General features: G+C 64.2%; 14 protein-coding genes. 10 read left to right on the forward strand and 4 right to left on the reverse strand.

Translation table 11 applies throughout. The annotated features are described in order from the left end of the window. A partial coding sequence (locus ABIV12_RS04265) for a DUF2254 domain-containing protein (protein ID WP_348056573.1) occupies positions 1-1,308 on the reverse strand: 1,308 nt, incomplete at its 3' end. Then, positions 1,308-2,582 (reverse strand): sodium:proton antiporter, encoded by a 1,275-nt coding sequence (locus ABIV12_RS04270; protein ID WP_348056575.1) that lies wholly within the window; start codon positions 2,580-2,582, stop codon positions 1,308-1,310. The genes ABIV12_RS04270 and ABIV12_RS04265, both read right to left, overlap by 1 nt. 237 nt (positions 2,583-2,819) lie before the next feature. Between ABIV12_RS04270 and ABIV12_RS04275 the strand changes: the two genes are divergently transcribed. The 5 genes from ABIV12_RS04275 to ABIV12_RS04295 all read left to right on the forward strand — a co-directional run bounded on the left by ABIV12_RS04275 (position 2,820) and on the right by ABIV12_RS04295 (position 7,141). Continuing rightward, positions 2,820-4,181 carry a chloride channel protein gene (locus ABIV12_RS04275; protein ID WP_348056577.1) on the forward strand — a complete coding sequence of 454 codons (1,362 nt, stop codon included), beginning with the start codon at positions 2,820-2,822 and terminating at the stop codon, positions 4,179-4,181. Positions 4,182-4,387: 206 nt separating this feature from the next. Continuing rightward, a complete protein-coding gene (locus ABIV12_RS04280) occupies positions 4,388-5,404 on the forward strand; it encodes an FAD-binding domain-containing protein (RefSeq protein WP_348056579.1) in 1,017 nt (338 codons plus the stop codon). Positions 5,405-5,408: 4 nt separating this feature from the next. Further along, positions 5,409-6,389, forward strand: coding sequence for a cryptochrome/photolyase family protein (locus ABIV12_RS04285; RefSeq protein ID WP_348056581.1), 981 nt, complete (start codon positions 5,409-5,411; stop codon positions 6,387-6,389). A 3-nt stretch (positions 6,390-6,392) separates the two neighbouring features. Continuing rightward, positions 6,393-6,974 carry a hypothetical protein gene (locus ABIV12_RS04290; RefSeq protein WP_348056583.1) on the forward strand — a complete coding sequence of 194 codons (582 nt, stop codon included), beginning with the start codon at positions 6,393-6,395 and terminating at the stop codon, positions 6,972-6,974. Beyond that, complete coding sequence (locus ABIV12_RS04295) at positions 6,974-7,141, forward strand: DUF2256 domain-containing protein (RefSeq protein WP_348056585.1); 168 nt, start codon at positions 6,974-6,976, stop codon at positions 7,139-7,141. Before ABIV12_RS04290 ends, ABIV12_RS04295 begins: the two co-directional genes overlap by 1 nt. A 184-nt stretch (positions 7,142-7,325) precedes the next feature. Here ABIV12_RS04295 and katG read toward each other — a convergent pair whose 3' ends face one another. Further along, positions 7,326-9,503 (reverse strand): catalase/peroxidase HPI, encoded by a 2,178-nt coding sequence (gene katG, locus ABIV12_RS04300; protein ID WP_348056587.1) that lies wholly within the window; start codon positions 9,501-9,503, stop codon positions 7,326-7,328. Positions 9,504-9,566: 63 nt separating this feature from the next. On the opposite strand from katG, the gene ABIV12_RS04305 reads away from it, so the two are divergent. Then, a complete protein-coding gene (locus tag ABIV12_RS04305; protein WP_348056589.1) occupies positions 9,567-9,695 on the forward strand; it encodes a hypothetical protein in 129 nt (42 codons plus the stop codon). 32 nt (positions 9,696-9,727) lie between these two features. On the opposite strand, the gene ABIV12_RS04310 is transcribed toward ABIV12_RS04305, so the two are convergent. After that, the gene (locus ABIV12_RS04310; RefSeq protein ID WP_348056591.1) at positions 9,728-10,480 is read right to left on the reverse strand and encodes a queuosine precursor transporter; all 753 of its coding nucleotides are present in this window, start codon (positions 10,478-10,480) and stop codon (positions 9,728-9,730) included. Positions 10,481-10,620: 140 nt separating this feature from the next. Here ABIV12_RS04310 and ABIV12_RS04315 point away from each other — a divergent pair, with 140 nt between their 5' ends. From ABIV12_RS04315 to ABIV12_RS04330, 4 genes are all read left to right on the forward strand, one after another. Beyond that, complete coding sequence (locus tag ABIV12_RS04315) at positions 10,621-12,411, forward strand: DUF255 domain-containing protein (protein ID WP_348056593.1); 1,791 nt, start codon at positions 10,621-10,623, stop codon at positions 12,409-12,411. A 60-nt stretch (positions 12,412-12,471) separates the two neighbouring features. Beyond that, positions 12,472-13,470 carry a hypothetical protein gene (locus ABIV12_RS04320; protein WP_348056595.1) on the forward strand — a complete coding sequence of 333 codons (999 nt, stop codon included), beginning with the start codon at positions 12,472-12,474 and terminating at the stop codon, positions 13,468-13,470. 127 nt (positions 13,471-13,597) lie between these two features. Beyond that, complete coding sequence (locus tag ABIV12_RS04325) at positions 13,598-16,462, forward strand: S53 family serine peptidase (protein WP_348056597.1); 2,865 nt, start codon at positions 13,598-13,600, stop codon at positions 16,460-16,462. A gap of 164 nt (positions 16,463-16,626) precedes the next feature. Beyond that, positions 16,627-17,343: a YebC/PmpR family DNA-binding transcriptional regulator gene (locus ABIV12_RS04330; RefSeq protein ID WP_348056599.1), complete on the forward strand. Its 717-nt coding sequence runs from the start codon at positions 16,627-16,629 to the stop codon at positions 17,341-17,343. Positions 17,344-17,643 lie beyond the last annotated feature (300 nt).

The raw sequence follows: 17,643 nt of genomic DNA on the forward strand, positions 1-17,643 counted from the left end.
GTCGGAATCTGTCCTGCCCGACTTCAACGCCGAATGAAAACGCGTGCATCGCATGCGCACATCGGCCAGATCTCCGATCGAACCGATGCTGCGTTCCGCATCGCCCATGATCAGCGCCGCGTGGCGAGCGAGGGTGGCCTGCCGATCGTGATCGAGCTCTACCGTCACGACGTTTGCCAGCACGTCGAGGATGCGGATCAGCACCGCGGCGCTTCCGGCTGCGCTCTGGCGGATCATGTGGAACATCGTGTCGGTCAGTCCGTCGTAGGAAAGCGTCCGGATGACGAGCACACATCGGCCTTCGCGGTCGTAGGTCGACCGCGGCAGCGCATGCTCGACCAGATCGCACAGCGCGGTGCCGAGTCGATCGAGCACACTGATTGCGGTGTGTGGATCGTTGATGCCGGGTGAGAGCGCACGCACGGCCACTTCGACAAGCTGACGAACGATGAACTCGAGATCCTCCGAGCTTCCGCGCTGCGTTCCGAATGAGGTCGACTGGCGGGTGATGTCGTCGACGTCGTCGACCGGTGGGCTCGCGAGTGCGATCGCGACACCCGGAAACAGATATTCGCCCGGTCGAAGCAGCAGCCGGATCGTCGTCTTCCGCTCGGAGGCCCAATCCGCCAGACCTTCTTCATCGACATGCAGCAGATAGCCCCTGCGCTTGTCGTTCACGATCAGCGCATCCGGCCCGAAGACCGCAGAACAATCCACCGATGCCTGCTCCCGGTCTTTTGGTTCGAGCCGCTTGACCGCTTCGCGCACGTCCTCGCTGACAAGGTCGATCACCACATCGACGTTGATCCGGCTCGCCATGTGACCGACGAAATAGACCAGTGTCGCGACGCAGAAGAACGCGAGGAGGATCGCCACCGTCATCGACAGGTGCGGCGTGAACGCGCCCTCCTCCTGCGTACGGACGCTGCGCAACACCATCAACGCGTAGCTGAAGGTCGCGAGAAACGCGCCCAACGCGACCTGGTTGCCGCGATCACGCGTGAAATTGCGCAGGAGTCGTGGACCCATCTGCCCCGCCGCCAGCGACAGCGCCGCGATGGTGATCGAGAACACCGTACCGGCGACGCCAATCGTCGATGAGGCAACCGCACCGAGCAAGGTTCGCGCGCCAGTCCCGCCGCCGTTGTAGAGCCAGTTGCTGGCAAGCAACGATTGCGGGAGAAGATCCGCCCGATCAATCCATACGAGCAGCAGTGCGAGGCCGATGCCCGCGACGACCATTCCGGCCGGCACCAGCCAGAACGCGTCGCGCAACAGGCCGGACCATTTCTGCAGTCTTGCAAGCATCAGGCGTTTCCTGTCGGTTCGTTGACATCCGCTGGCCCGCACGCGTTGCCGAGCCAGCGTCGAGTGAGACGGCCGATCGTCAGTCCCTGCATCAGCACCGAGAACAGCACCACCGTGTAGGTCAACAGCACGACGAGATCGCGCTCGGGACTTTTCGGCAGCGAGAGCGCGAGGGCGACCGAGATTCCACCGCGAAGGCCGGCCCACACGAGAACTTTCGATGACCCTTTGGGCAACCGGAACCAGCGTGGAAGCAGAGCGACCGGGAGGCCGACCGTGAGCGACCGCGCAGCGAGTGACAGAACGACCACCGCCAGCGCGATCGGAATGGCCCGCAGCGGAAGATCCATCACCAGCGCCTCGAGTCCGATCAGGACGAACAGCAGCGAATTGAGAACGGTGTCGACCAGCGCCCAGAACCGATCCAGCTCGACGCGTGTCTGCTGCGACATCGCCAGTTCGCGCCCCTTGTTTCCGACGATCAGTCCGACGATCACCATCGCGAGAGGGCCCGAAACACCCAATGGGGTCGCCAACGCATATCCGCCCATCACAGCCGCGAGCGTCACGAGGATTTCGACTTCGTAATTGTCGACAGCCCTCAATGCGTAGAACGCGATGGCGCCGACTGCGCCGCCGAGTGCCAATCCACCCACCACTTCGCGAACCGCGAATACGCTCAAGGACACGGGCGAAGGTGTCGTTCCGTTGAGGGCAAGCTCCGAAAAGATCGCGAAGAGCACCACGCCGACGCCGTCATTGAACAGCGATTCCGCCGCGATCGTCGTCTCCAGCTCGTGCGGAGCCTTTGCGGATTTGAGGGCGCCGATCACCGCCACCGGATCGGTGGGAGCGATCAGGGCACCGAACACCAGCGACATCGGAAGGGACAGCTCGAACCCCGCCCAGCGGAGGGAGAAGTACGTTGCGATGCCGATGATGAAGGCGGTTGCCAACGTCCCCACCAGCGCAAGGAAGCCGACTTGCCAGCGAAACGAGCGAAGCGCATGCGCGTCGACGTGCAGAGCACCGGCAAACAGCAGGAACGAGAGCATGCCCTGCAGCAGCAACACGCTGAAGTCGATCGACGCCAGTTGTTTTGCGGCGGCATCCGGAAGCGCCCCGAAACCAACATGGATGGCGCCAAGCATGGTCACGGATACAAGCAGCGATAGCGCGAAGATGCCGACCGCCATCGGCAACTTGAGCCAGCGCTCGTTGATCCACGCACATGCGGCAGTCACCGCAATCAGGATTGCCGCGATTTCATTCAATGGGATGGACCCGACAGCAGACCGTGCGGCAGCGCATGTCCCATGATAGCGCCCACCGGATGTCCTCGCCTGATCCGCACACGGAGCATCAAGCCATTCCGCGAACACCCGTCAGCGTGCACGAATCCTGGCGTGACGCATCTTCCCTGCCCGAGTTCGTCTTCGAACAACATTTGCCCGATGGCTGCCGAAGCTCGACACTTGCGTGCCCGAACGACTTTCGAACACCACTGACCGATGGCAAGCGATCGACTTCGAACAGCGTGGACGCGCTACAAGGCGCTGCGACACAACGAGCTGTTCGCGCCCGCGCAGTGGAAGCGACGCATTGCGTTGTGGAGCGGCGGCATTCTCGTCGGTGTCGCCGCGATCGTGTTTGCGCGTGGAAGCGATCTTGCGTTCGCCGGTTTCGAACGGGTCGTTGCGATCTCGCCGTGGTTGCCGCTGCTGCTCACTCCGGCCGTTTTCGCCGGCCTCGCCTGGCTGACCCTCGGTGCGCTCAAGTCGACGCGCGGCAGCGGCATTCCGCAGGTCATCGCGGCGATCGAGGTGGAAGACACGGGCTTCCGCGCGCGGCTTCTGTCCCTTCCGGTCGCGGCGGGCAAGATGCTGCTGACGCTCGTTGCGCTGGCCGGCGGCGCGTCGATCGGGCGCGAGGGACCCACCGTGCACGTCGGCGCCGGGCTGATGCTCTGGCTCGGCCGGCGCTTCGGCTACACCGACCCGAAGATCCTTTCGCGATTCATCCTCGCCGGTGGCGGCGCAGGCATCGCGGCAGCCTTCAACACGCCCCTGGCTGGCGTCGTTTTCGCGATCGAGGAACTCGCCGGTACCTACGAACACCGCTTCAGCGGAATCGTGCTGACGGCGGTCATCTTTGCCGGCGTCGTCTCTCTCGGCGTGTCGGGCAACTACGCCTACTTCGGCAAGGTCGACGCGATCCTGCCGCTCGGCCAGGGCTGGCTTGCTGTCGCACTGTGCGGTGTCTGCGGAGGCATCGGCGGTGGACTCTTCGCGCGCTTGATCCTGCTCGACGAGAGCGGCGTCCTCGGTCGCATCGCGACTCTTCGCCAACGCGCTCCGATCCGCTTCGCGGCAGCGTGCGGACTGACACTCGCCGTCCTCGGCGTGTTCAGCGGTAGCGCGATCTACGGAACCGGATACGCGCAGGCGCACGCGCTCGTGCAGGCGACCCACGATCAAGCGGCGACCTTTGGCCTGCTGAAACTCGCGGCGAACACGCTGTCCTACTGGGCCGGCATTCCTGGCGGTATTTTCTCGCCGGCGCTCGCGGTCGGCGCAGGCATGGGCAATACGCTGGCAAGCCTGCTCGGCGGCACCGATCCAAAAGCCGTCGTGTTGCTCGGCATGGCGGCGTTTCTCGCCGGCGTGACGCAAGCGCCGTTGACTGCCGCGGTGATCTCCCTGGAGCTCACCGCCAATCAGAGCCTGATCCTTCCGATCATGGCCGTGTGCCTGCTCTCTCGCGCGTTCTCGACGCTCGCATGTCCGACACCGATCTACCGCGCATTCGCGAGCCGACTTGTCGAGCAGCGGCAATCACCCGACGCACCGGTGTCCGCCGGACCGCAAGGATAGCCGTGGTTCAGAGTGGCGCCGTGCCCGGTGCGATGCGATCCTTCACTCCGACTCGTGCCGCGGCGCTCGATCGATTGGCGCAGTTCGCGCCGTCTGCAGGCCAAGCCTACGCGTTGGACAGGAACACGGACCATGGGCCGGATTCGGAAGGCGCAGTGTCCCGACTCTCCCCCTATCTACGCCACCGTCTGATCACAGAACGAGAAGTGGTTGCCGAGGTCCTCCGCTTGCATGGCGCCGCAGCAAGCGGGAAATTCGTGCAGGAAGTCCTGTGGCGAACCTACTGGAAGGGGTGGCTGGACATGCGTCCGGCAGTCTGGACCCGGTTCCTCGATGAACGCGAACGGCAGCGTCTGGGCGCGCACGATGCGCGTACGCTCGACGCCGCCGAACGCGGCGCAACGGGAATCGACGGCTTCGACGACTGGGCGCGCGAACTCGTTGCAACGGGCTATCTCCACAACCATGCGCGCATGTGGTTCGCGTCAATCTGGATCTTCACGCTGCGGCTTCCGTGGACGCTCGGCGCCGATTTCTTCCTGCGTCACCTGCTCGATGCGGACGCCGCAAGCAACACGTTGTCGTGGCGGTGGGTTGCCGGGCTGCACACCGTGGGCAAGATCTATCTCGCGACCGCCGACAACATCGCGCGCTGCACCAACGGCCGCTTCTCGCCTGTCGGACTGGTGACTGCCGCGGCGGCGGTCACCGACGCGTTCGTCGTACCTCCGGCAATCGTCCCACTGGCGTTGAACTCGCCAGACAACGTGCCATCGCTCCTGCTGGTCACGCACGAGGACATGCATCCGGAGTCGGTCGTGCCGGACGGCACGACAGTCGCCGCCGTGGTCGTCGCGATCGACGCAACGTTGCTGTGGGGCGACAAAAGCCGGGAGTTCGCCGCAACGGCGGGCGACGATACCGCGACCCGCTGCGACGCTCATTTCCGCAGGACGACGACACGTTCGGACACGCTCGATGCGTCGACATTGATCGACGCAGCACGCGCGGCAGGTGTCCGTCAGATCATCACCGCGCGTGCGCCGGTCGGCCCGGTTGCCGATGCGCTTGCCGCGCTCAGCGGGAACCTGGCGAACGCGCAGATCACGCTCGTGCAATTGCAGAGGCAATGGGATTCGACCTTCTGGCCCCATGCGACAAAGGGCTACTTTGCATTCCGCGAACACATTCTTGCGTTGTTGCACAAGGAAGGTCTCGCGTGAGCGCATGGCGCAGACATCCGTTTCCGGTCGGTGGTTGCCGATGACCGCGATCCGCAATCTGATCCTCGTCCTTGGCGATCAGTTGACGCCGACCCTCTCGAGCCTCGCAGCCGGTGATCCGGCGCGCGATCGCGTGTTGATGGCGGAGCTCAGTGACGAGACGACCTACGTGCCACACCACAAGAAGAAGATCGCCTTCCTGTTTTCGGCGATGCGCCATTTCGCGGTGGAGCTTCGGGGACTGGGCTGGACCGTCGACTATGTGGCACTCGACGCGCCGGGCAATTGCGGCGACTTCACCGGACAGGTCGCCGACGCCGTCGCCCGACTCCAGCCCACGCGTGTCCTCGTCACCACGGCGGGCGAGTGGCGCGTGCAGCAGATGCTCGAACGATGGCGAACGTCTCTCGCGGTGCCGGTCGAGATTCTTGCCGACGACCGTTTTTTCTGCTCGACGGACGCATTCGCTGCGTGGACGGAGGGACGGTCGCCGCTACGCATGGAATATTTCTACCGGAACATGCGGCGCCAGACCGGATTGCTGATGGATGGTGAGCAGCCGGCGGGTGGGAAGTGGAATTTTGATGCCGACAATCGAAAACCGGCGCGGACCGACCTCTTCATGCCGCGTCCCGCGCGCTACGTGGCCGACGGCATCACGACCGACGTGCTCGCGCTGGTCGCCGCCCGTTTCGACCATCATTTCGGTGACCTGCACCCATTCGGGTACGCGGTCACCCGACGGGACGCGGAAGCCGCATTCGAGACGTTCGTTGAACGCGCGCTCCCGCGATTCGGCGACTATCAGGATGCGATGCTGATTGGCGAGCCGTTCCTGTACCACGCCGTCATCGCGCAGTATCTCAACTGCGGGCTGCTCGATCCGCGACGCGTCTGCAACCGGGTGGAAGCGGCCTGGCGCGCAGGTGCGGTCCCGCTCAATGCGGCGGAAGGATTCATTCGCCAGATTCTAGGCTGGCGCTAATACGTGCAAGGCATCTACTGGCTCAAGATGCCCGGCTACGAACACAGCAACGTGTTTGCGCACACCCGCGCCCTGCCGGGATTCTACTGGACGGCCGAAACGGACATGGCGTGTGTCCGCGCCACCGTCACGCAAACCCGTGAGTACGCCTACGCCCATCACATCCAGCGCCTGATGATCACGGGCAACTTCGCGCTGCTGGCCGGCGTCGACCCGCACGCGTTGCACGAGTGGTATCTCAGCGTCTACAGCGATGCGTACGAGTGGGTCGAGCTGCCGAACACTGTCGGCATGAGCCAGTTCGCCGACGGCGGCCTCCTCGCATCGAAACCATACGCGGCGAGCGGCGCGTACATCCATCGCATGTCCGACTATTGCCGATCATGCCGCTACGCCGTGAAGGTGCGGACCGGCCCGGATGCATGCCCGTTCAACGCGCTGTACTGGCATTTCATCGCGCGGAACCGCGAGCGCTTTGCCGCCAATCCACGGATGATGCCGGTGGTCCGCATCCACGACCGGTTTTCGGCAGACGAGCGGCAACGCATTGCCGAGAGTGCCGGAACGTTCCTCGGCTCGTTGTGATGAAAAAGCGCATCGCGAAATCCGACTTGCCGACGAAGACCTGTACGGCGTGTGGACGCCCGTTCGCGTGGCGCAAAAAGTGGGAGCGCGATTGGGACAGCGTGAAAACGTGTTCGGACCGCTGCAGGAGCGACCTGCGTCGACGGACCAGGGAATCGTCGAAGTGACCAGCCGAGTCGATGGCCAGGGCTCGGCTGCACCTCGTCACGCCTGAGTGCCAAGCGGATCCGGACGCCCGTCCGGAAGACGGAGCGACCGACCCCAACGCCGCGGACGACGATCGATCGAACGGCCAGCCCCACTTCGAGACTGGCCCCACTCCATCCATCCGCGACGTTCAATCGACGTTCGTCACGCCAAATCGAAGCGATCCAGACTCATCACCTTGTCCCACGCCTCGACGAAGTCCTTCACGAACGGCTCCTGGCCGTCGCTCGATGCATAGACTTCAGCGAGTGCGCGCAACTGCGAGTTGGAACCGAAGACGAGATCGGCGATCGTCGCTGTCCACTTCAGATCGCCACTGGTGCGATCGCGGCCTTCGAACACCGTGCCGTCGGCGGCGGACTTCTGCCACGCCGTGCGCATGTCGAGCAGGTTGACGAAGAAATCCGTGCTCAATGTTCCGGGACGCTTGGTGAACACACCGTGCTGCGCGTGTCCGGCATTCGCATCGAGGGCACGCAGGCCGCCGACCAGCACCGTCATCTCCGGCGCAGTCAGCTTCAGCAGGTTCGCCTTGTCGATCAGCAGTTCGACGACGGCGTCTTCGAATCCCTTGCGGACATGATTGCGGAATCCGTCCGCGGCTGGCTCGAGCACTGCGAACGAATCGACGTCGGTCTGCTCGAGCGTTGCGTCCATGCGGCCTGGCGTGAACGGCACGGTGACGTCGTAGCCGGCCTTCTTCGCAGCGGCTTCGACCGCGGCACAGCCGCCGAGAACAATCAGGTCGGCGAGTGAAACCTTCTTCCCGGACGAGGCCGAATCGTTGAACGACTTCTGGATCCCTTCGAGGATCGTGAGGATCTTCGACAATTCTGCAGGCTCGTTGACCTCCCAGTCCTTCTGTGGAGCAAGACGGATGCGCGCGCCGTTCGCACCACCGCGTGCGTCGCTGCCACGGAACGTCGACGCCGACGCCCACGCGGTGGTGACCAATTGGGAGGTGGAAAGTCCCAATGCGAGGAGCTGCGTCTTCAACGCGCCAATGTCCTGCGCGTCGATCAGCGGATGATCCACCGCCGGAATCGGGTCCTGCCAGATCAGGTGTTCCTGGGGCACCAACGGGCCGAGGTAGCGATTGATCGGGCCCATGTCACGATGGGTCAGCTTGAACCACGCGCGGGCAAACGCGTCGGCGAGTTCCGCAGGGTTCGCCATGAAGCGACGCGAGATCTTCTCGTAGACGGGGTCGATGCGCAGTGCAAGATCTGCCGTCGTCATCATCGGTGCATGGCGAACATTCGGATCATGCGCATCCGGTACCGTGCCCGCGCCGGTGTCGCCCTTCGGCTTCCATTGATGCGCACCCGCGGGACTCTTCGTCAGCTCCCACTCGTAACCAAACAGCGTTTCGAAATAGCCGTTGTCCCACGTCGTCGGATGCGGAGTCCACGCGCCTTCAAGACCACTGGTGATGGCATGCAGCCCGTGTCCGTTGCCGAAGCTGTTCTTCCAGCCAAGGCCCAGTTCCTCGATGTTCGCGCCTTCCGGTTCCACGCCGACCTGGCTTGCGTCGCCAGCTCCGTGACACTTGCCGAACGTGTGTCCTCCGGCGACCAGTGCGACAGTCTCCTCATCGTTCATCGCCATGCGCGCAAAGGTTTCGCGGATGTCACGCGCGGATCCGAGTGGATCCGGCTTGCCGTTCGGGCCTTCCGGGTTCACGTAGATCAGCCCCATCTGCACCGCCGCGAGATGGGTGGCAAGCTCGCGGTCGCCGCTGTAGCGCTCGTCGCCAAGCCAGGTCGACTCCGCACCCCAATCGATGTTCTGCGGCTCCCAGATGTCGCGGCGACCACCGCCGAAACCGAACGTCTTGAATCCCATCGACTCCAGCGCGACGTTGCCCGCGAGGATCATCAAATCCGCCCACGACAACTTGCGACCGTATTTCTGCTTGATCGGCCACAGAAGGCGACGTGCCTTGTCGAGATTGCCATTGTCCGGCCAACTGTTGAGCGGCGCGAAGCGCTGCTCGCCTGCGCTGGCGCCACCGCGTCCGTCGGAAATCCGGTAGGTGCCTGCGCTGTGCCAAGCCATGCGAATGAACAGCGGTCCGTAGTGGCCATAGTCGGCCGGCCACCAGTCCTGCGAGTCCGTCATCAGTCCATGCAGGTCCTTCACCACCGCATCAAGATCGAGCGTCTTGAACTCCGAGGCGTAGTCGAAATCCTCAACCATCGGGTCGGACAGCGACGAATGCTGGTGCAACAGACCCAGGTTCAACTGGTTGGGCCACCACTGCACATTGGTCTGCGCTCTGCGCGCGCCGCCCGACATCGGGCACTTCGAATCGACTGACATGACGTCCTCCTGGGGTTGTTCCGCCTCATTGGCCTGCGCAGCTTGTGCCACGCGCGACGATTGATGAAATCGTTTGTTCTGATGGAAGCCATCGATTTCACCTATCGCAATGCGACGACGCCGGTTTCCCGTCGAGCGCGCTCATGCGTCGAGATCCGCGGACCGCTGTCGTGGGCACTGGTGCCTGCTTGAATGGAAAGACCGTCGTCGCCTCGTCGCGCGGATCAGCGCGACTCCCGCACCTCGCCGTCGTCACGCAGGCTGAAAGGCGTGAAGCGGGTGTCGTCATCGTAGACGTCCACGCCCTCGCGACGCTTGAGGAATCCGATCACCGCGTACGTCACCGGCGTCAGAAGCACTTCGACCAGCACCTTCATGGTCCAGTTGAATGCGATGACCTTGAGCAGCGTCTCGCCTTCCCAGATTCCGGCAAACGCGATCGGATAGAACGTGATGCTGTCGAGGCCCTGGCCGACGACGGTCGAACCGATCGTGCGCGTCCACAGCATCCGGCCTCTGGTCCACACCTTCATCTTCGCCATCACGTAGGAATTGGCGAAGTCGCCGATCCAGTACGCGACCATCGACGCGGCGACGATGCGCCAGGTACCGCCGAACACGACTTCCAGCGCTGGTTGCAACGCGACGTTGAAGGGCTCGCCGGGACTGGGCGGCATCACGAGGATGACCCACGTCATGAACGCGGCGAACAGAAGCCCGCCAAATCCGGCCCAGATCGCGCGGCGCGCTCGCGCATACCCGTACACCTCGGTCAGCACGTCGCCGAAGATGTAACTGATCGGAAAGAAGAGGTTTCCGGCACCGAAGCTCAATGCGCCGAGCAGCGGCAGCGTGATGATGCAGACCTTGGCGGGACCAATCAGATTGGAACACAGAAGCACCGCGACCATCCCGCCGACCAGCAGGTCGTAGTAACGGAAGCCGGCGGCGCGCGGCGGCGTGACTGCAGCATTCATCGAAAATCCCCTTCGGCAACGGTGCGATGGTACCGGTTGGGCGTGCCTGCGCGCGCACGATCGACTCGCGTGCATCGCATCCGGACTCCCGGTTGCCGCGTAGTGGTCGATGGATCTCCCATCACTCCCCGGCCGTGTCCATGCGCATCCCGATCACCCACCTTCTCGCAGTCGCCATGTCGTCGTGCGTCGCATGGACGTCGATGGCGGTCGCTTCCCCGGTCACGTCTCCAGCCGATGCATTTGCGCAGGCGAAGCGCGAACACCGCTTCGTGATCCTCGACCTCGAAGCCGTCTGGTGCCACTGGTGTCACGTGATGGACCGCGACACCTACGGCAACGAGAAAGAGCAGCAGGCCATCGGAAACCATTTCGTGCTGCTCAAACTCGACCAGGACGCGAACCCGGATTTTGCCGCGCGCTATGGCGACTGGGGCTGGCCCGCGACCATCGTGTTCGCCGAAGACGGCAGCGAGATCGTCAAGCGTCGTGGGTTCATCGAACCGCAGCGGTTCGTCGCGCTGCTCGACGCAATCGTGGCTGATCCGTCGCCCGGCCCGTCGGTCGTCGATGCCGCAGCTATCGTCGCTCAGGACACGGCGGCTCTTGACGCGGCAAGCCGCACGCGGCGGATGTCGGACGTCCACGCCTTGTTCGACAAGCCGCACGCGGGCTGGGGCGACGGACAGCGCTACCTCGATGTCGCGTCGATCGAATGGACGCTCGAAGACGCCCACGGGCGCGACAACGGCGCCGAATCGATGGCGCGGCAAACGCTCGATGCGAACCTGCACCTGATCGATCCGGTGTGGGGCGGCGTCTACCAGTATTCGATTGGACCAGGATGGCACGATCCGCACTTCGAGAAGATCATGTCATTCCAGGCCGACGACCTGCGCCTTTACGCGCTCGCGTATGCGAGGTGGAAGGATCCGCGCTATCTGGACGCGGCGCACGCAATCGAGCGATACCTGACGACGTTCCTGATTTCTCCACAGGGCGCCTTCTACGTGAGCCAGGATGCCGACCTCAGCGCCACCGTCGACGGACATGCGTACTTCGCGCTCGACGACTCCGGGCGGCGGGCTCTCGGCATGCCACGCATCGACACGCACGTCTACACGCGCGAAAACGCGTGGGCGATCGCGGCCCTGTGCCAGGTGCACGACAGTCTCGGCGACTCGTACGCACTGGAGGTTGCGAGACGTGCAACCCGATGGATCCTCGATCACCGTCGCATCGCGGGCGGTGGATTCCGCCACGACGAGCGCGACGTGGCGGGCCCCTATCTCGCCGACAACGTCGCAATGGCCGGCGCGCTTCTCGCGCTCTACCGATCGACGGGCGAGAGGGAATGGCTGACACACGCGGAAGCGACACTCGGCTTCATCGAGGCACGGCTGCATTCACCCGACGCCGGGTACCTCAGTAGCCCGCTGGCGAAAAACGCAGTGGGCGCACTTGCCCAGCCGCTGCGCCAGCAGGACGAGAACATCGAACTGGCCCGTGTCGCGAATCTCGCCTGGCGCTCGACGGCCAACCCGCGCGATCGTCGCACCAGTGAACACGCCGCTCGCTTTGCGTTCGCCTGGGGCGAAGCAAACCCGCAGCGATACCAGCCGTCCCTGCTGCTGCTCGACCGCGAACGCGCAAGCGAACCTTTGCACGTCGCAGTCGTTGGAGCACGCGACAATGCAACCGTCGCTGCGATGCATGCGGCTGCCCTCGCCTACCCGGCACTGTACCGTCGCATCGATCTGTGGGATCCGCGCGAAGGACCGTTACCCAATCCGGATGTCGTCTACCCCAGGCTTTCACGACCCGCCGCGTTCGTCTGCACCGGCAACGCGTGTTCGCCGCCGGTGTATGCAGCGACCGACATCGCCGTCGCGGTGGACAGGATCTCGGAGATCACCAGCACGCCGCGTTGACGTGCGGAACCGATGCGCGCAAACCGTGGTCGTACATCAATCGCCCGCATCGGACAATCGATGAACAGCAGAGCATTTTCCACGTCGATGTGCGCGTTGCTGGCCGGTGCGGCGGTTGGGTCGGCGGATGTGGCCGCTGCCATGCCACAGACCATGCCGACCGCGGATGGCGCCCAGCCGCTCGGCGAGTGCGTTGCCGGTCAACCCATCCACTTCGGAACATCGATCATCGAGTTGTCCTTCGACCGCGACGCATTCTCGGTGGGCGTTCCGGCAATCTGCGAATGGACGGTGCAGGCCGCGACGGCCGTCGCCCATTACTTTGGGCGATATCCGGTCGCGCACGTGCACATCGTGCTCGAAGCGATCGCAGGCACCGGCGTGCGAGGCGGCACGACCTGGCCCGATCGGGACACCGGTGACCGACCCTACAGCGAGATTCGCCTCGGTCGCGACGCGACGCGCAGCGACCTGCAACACGACTGGATGATGACGCACGAGATGGTGCATCTGGCTGTGCCCAGCGTTCCGCGCGACAGCCATTGGCTGGAAGAAGGAATCGCAACCTATGTCGAGCCGATCGCGCGCGCGCAGTTGGGGCAACTGTCGGTCGACCAGGTCTGGTCGGACATGCTGCATGGAATGCCGAAAGGCTTGCCCGCAGACGGCGATCGCGGACTCGACCGCACGCCGACGTGGGGCCGCACCTACTGGGGAGGCGCGTTGTTCTGCCTGCTGGCCGATGTGGAACTCCGTCGCGCCAGCGGCAACCAAAGCGGCTTGCGCGATGCGCTGCGTGGTGTCATCGCAGCGGGCGGACAGATCGAACACGATTGGTCCGTGACCAGGGTGATGAATACGGGAGATCGCGCTGCTGGCGACCACCGCGTGCTGGAGACGCTTTACGCTCGGATGGCCGATACGGCAATGCCGATCGATCTCGATGAACTCTGGCGCCGGCTTGGCGTGATCGCGGTTGGCAACAGTGTGCGCTTCGATGACACCGCGCCGGACGCGGCGATCAGACTGGCGATCACCGCGTCGTCGCACGTGCAATGACGCTCGCATCCTGAACAACGCTCCGGGAATGGGACGAGTTTGTTGGTGCGGACGAACAATCCGCACCGTCGTGTCGGCCCGCACTGCGAAGTCGTACCATCACCGATCGTCCACACGAACCCTTGCCATGCCGACATCGAACTGCCTTCCCCTGCTCATCCGCGTGTCCGGCACCCTCGCTGTGTTGATGGCGTTGGCACTGCCGCCTCTTTCCCACGCCGCGAGTGCGCCAACACGAATGATTGTCCGTCCGGTCGACGACGGCGATCGCGTGATCCTCGCGGAAACACGCGCGCGCTGGGCCGCTGATGCGAGCGATTCGGGGGCCGTCCCCGCGGCGCTTCCGATGACCCGGATGGCGTTGTCGCTGCTGCGCCCCGAAGCGCGTCAACGTGCGTTCGAGCAGCTGCTTCGCGATCAGCAGGATCCGCAATCGCCTCACTTTCAGCACTGGTTGACCGCCACCGAGATCGGCGAACGCTTCGGTCCCGCGCAAGAGGACATCGACACACTTTCCAGTTGGCTGACCACGCATGGCTTCACGGTCGGTGATGTCAATGCGAGTCGCACGCGCATCCGTTTCAGCGGAACCGCGGCAACGGTCGCCGACGCGTTCCAGGCGCCGTTGCACTATCTGCAAAAAGGCGCCGAGAAACGCATTTCATCGATCGAAGACCCATCGATTCCCGCGGCACTCTCGACAGTGGTTCGCACGATCACCGGTCTCGGTCGCCCCTCGTTCCGTCCGCTGCAGCGAATCAGCGCACCGAAGGCCGCGTTGACCGGACCATCGTCGCCGCGACCGGCGTTGACCGACTGCCGCAGCACACCGTGCGAAAACTTCCTTTTCCCGGCCGACTTCGCGACGATCTACGGTGCGAATGCCGTGCCGACCATGACAGGAACAGGACAGAGCATCGCCATCGTGGCGCGCACCCGCGTGTATGAACCGGACATCGCCAACTTCCGAACGCTGAGCGGTCTTGGCGCAAGTGTGCCGACGGTGATCATTCCCCCGGGCAGCGCGGATCCGGGGGCTCCGGCCTCGACGTGCAGTGCGACGGGAACACCGAGTTGTTCCAATCCGGACGACGCCCTCTCCGATCAATCGGAAGCGACCCTCGATGTCGAGCGCGCCGGCGGAACGGCTCCTGGAGCCGCAATCAAGCTCATCGTCGCCGATGACAGCCCCACCGCGAGCGGAATCCAGGACGCGATCGAATACGTCATCGACACCACGCCTCCGCCCGCGAACATTCTCAGCATCAGTTATCTCGGATGTGAATCCGACAACGGTGCAGCAGTGGTGCATTACCTCGACGACCTGTTTGCGCAGGCGGCAGCGGAAGGGATCTCGGTGTTCGTGGCATCGGGCGACGCAGGCGCCGCGGGCTGCGCCGATCATCTCGCAGCGCCCCCTGCCGTGCAGACCGCCGGAACGAATGCGCTGTGTTCGTCGGGCCACGTGACCTGCGTCGGCGGAACGCAATTTGCCGACACGGCGCAACCAGCGTTGTGGTGGTCGCAGACTTCAGACGCGAATTACGGGTCGGCGATCGGCTACATTCCGGAAGGCGCCTGGAACGAGCCTCTCGACGCCAGCGGCGTGGCCCAGCTTGGCGGTACCGGCGGCGGCGTCAGCCTCTACATCGCAAAACCGGCGTGGCAAGTAGGCCCCGGTGTTCCGGGGAACGCCGGACGCTACACGCCGGATGTCTCGTTTTCCGCCGCGGCGCACGATGGATATTTCGTCTGTTTCGCTGCAGGCAACGGGTCGTGCGCAGTGTCCGGAGGCGGTTTCAATTTTCTCGTGTCAGCCGGCACTTCTGCGAGCGCCCCGAGCATGGCGGGCATTGCAGCGCGACTGAACCAGAAGGTCGGTAGCCCTCAGGGCAATCTCAATCCACGCCTGTATGCACTGGCAGCCAATCCCGCCAATCGCGTCTTCCACGATGCAACTCCTGCGAGCAGCGGCGTCACGGAATGTTCGCTGGCGATTCCGAGCCTGTGCAACAACAGCACGGCTGGCCCGACCGGACTGGCCGGAGGGTTGCAGGGTTTTTCGCTCGATACCGGGTTCGACCTGGCAACGGGTCTCGGATCGATCCACATCGGCAACCTGCTCGCACAGTGGAGCGTGCCGCAATCAGTCGCCGTCAATCTGGTCCAGCGAGGTCTCAGCGGAACGTGGGCGAATCCGGAAACGGACGGCCAGGGATTCGTGATGGAGGTCTCCCCCGAGGCTGCCGGCGCGGGTTCCGCACTGGTGTTCTCCGGTTGGTACACGTATGACCTCACCGCGCCTGGCGGACAGCGCTGGTACACCACTCAGGGCTACGTCGGCAGCGGCGCTTCGGCCTCTCTTCCGATCTACGAAACGGTCGGTGGTCTGTTCAACAGTGCACAGGCCACCTCGACCGTGCCCGTCGGTGCAATGACGATGCGGTTCAGCGATTGCGCGCACGGCACGCTCGACTACCACTTCGACAATCTCAGTCGACCCGATGCGACCATTCCCATCGTGCGCTTGCTGCCGAATGTGACGTGCTCGCCCTCCGGTGGCGTTTCACACACGGCAGACAACTACCTGCTTGGCGGGACGTGGGCCGACACGCGCAACAGCGGGCAAGGGCTGGTCTTCGACATTGGTCCGTCGGGTGCGCAAAACCTGCTGTTCGCAGGCTGGTACACGTATCTGCACGACGGCTCACCGACGGATCGCGCTGCCGGCCAGCACTGGTACACGCTGCAGGCGGCGGCGTCGCCCAGCGCGTCCACCTGGAACGATGTCGGCATCTACCAAACGACGGGCGGGGTATTCGATCGGCCCGCGGCCACCACGACGCTCCCTGTTGGAACAACGCGAATCGATTTCCATAGCTGCAGCAGCGCGACGATGAGCTACACGTTCACTGCCGGGGAGAACACGGGACTGAGCGGAACGCTGGAGCTCTCGCGCATCACCCCGGTACCGACCGGCTGCCGTCTTTAGGAACCCGTTGGCCGACACTGCGCCTGCTTGAGCGGCACCGGCCATTTCGCAGCACCGGCGTCGACGATCGGGGCGGGCGCGAGACGGCAACGTCGCGCAATCGTAGAATGCCGGCATGGACGGCCAACGGGTCGCCCGCACCCCGCAGAACGCCAGGAATTCCCATGGGCAGAGGCCCGAGCATCGAAAACCGGAAGAACGCCGAGGACGCACGTCGCGGCAAGGTCTTCACCAAACTGATCCGCGAGATCACGATCGCATCGCGCACCGGCGGCGATCCTGCGACCAATGCGCGGCTGCGCATGGGCATCGACAAGGCGCTGTCGGCGAACATGACGAAGGACACGATCGAGCGCGCGGTGAAGCGCGGGTCGGGTGCCGAAGGCGCCGACAACATGCAGGAGCTGCGCTACGAGGGCTACGGTCCTTCCGGCGTCGCGATCATCATTGATTCGATGACCGACAACCCGACACGAACGGTCTCCGATGTGCGGCATGCGCTGTCCAAGCACGGTGGCAATCTCGGCACCACCGGATCGGTCGCCTTCCAGTTCCACCGGCTCGGCGAAATCGTCGTCGACACCGCGGCCGCCGGAGCCGAGGACAAGGTGCTGGAAACCGCGCTCGATGCAGGCGCAGATGACGTGCAGACGGAAGGAACACGCAGCACCGTGCTGTGCGCGCCGGACCACTTCGAAACGGTGAAGAAGGCACTGGGTGACGCGGGCTTCACCGCAGTGAGCGCGGATGTCGTGATGCGTCCGGAAAACCGCGTTGCAGTCAGTGGCGATGTGGAGGAAACACTCCGCGATCTGCTCGACTGGCTCGATGAGCTGGACGACGTGCAGGACGTGTATCACAACGCCGCGATGGCCGACTGACCGATTCCGCTGCCGGGATATTCCGGTGGGCCCGTTCGAGGCTTTGTGCGACCGATTGACGTCGCGGACGGAAGGCGCAGGTCCATCGTGCATCCGGCGACCGCAGGCGGACGTATCTGACCGATGGTCAGTGTGCTAATAAGCTGCTCCAAAGCGGACGGATCGTTCGGCCAACGGTTCATGTCCGCAGTCGTGAATGAACAGGGTTCCCGTAGTTGACACGCATCGTGGGCGTATTGGCTTTTCCACGACCGCGTCTCCATCGGGTCAGGGTGAGGAATCTCCGTCGGGGATTTCCTT

The sequence above is a fragment of the Dokdonella sp. genome (genome assembly GCF_039926425.1).
Lineage (GTDB): Bacteria > Pseudomonadota > Gammaproteobacteria > Xanthomonadales > Rhodanobacteraceae > Dokdonella_A.